At 36.4% G+C, this 571-nt stretch carries 1 pseudogene; it reads right to left on the bottom strand.

The features are described 5' to 3' along the window. Window positions 1–26: 26 nt before the first annotated feature. Window positions 27–347: pseudogene (locus AC1DJR_RS32860) on the bottom strand (aminotransferase class I/II-fold pyridoxal phosphate-dependent enzyme); the annotation flags it as partial. Window positions 348–571 lie beyond the last annotated feature (224 nt).

The raw sequence follows: 571 nt of genomic DNA on the forward strand, positions 1-571 counted from the left end.
ATGCAACATCGATCGCTTCACTAGCACCGATATGCAACATCGATCGCTTCACTAGCACCGATTGTAACAATGGTTTCGTTTTCAGGTGAATAATGTAAATTGTAGTTGTCCTTTACAAAGTTACAAGCTGCCTTGCGTAATTCTAGTAAACCAGCGTTATGTGTATAGCTTGTATAATTTTCTGTAATGGCCCGTTTAGCTGCTTCTTTTACTAGAGAAGGTGTAGGGAAATCGGGTTGCCCAATTGTTAAAGAGATAAGATTATCATAGTTTTGAATCATATTAGAAAACTGGCGAATTCCAGAAATCTGGATGTCCTTCACTCTAGGATTAATGAATTGTTCCATTGTATCTCCCTTTCTTCCGTTTGAAAATTAAGTCCATTTTATCACATTTTCTATGATTACGCTTTGCATATGTTATTTAGAAAGAGAGAAAAGAAAAAAGCCGCTGTGAAGTGCACCCCAATTGTTAGACACGGTCTAACAATTGGAGGTGCATTTTTTATGGCTAAATTTTCTTCAAAAGAAAAAATCCAAGCGGTGAAACGATATTTAGATGGTTCAGAAAG

The sequence above is a fragment of the Bacillus sp. 05T31 genome (genome assembly GCF_056396725.1).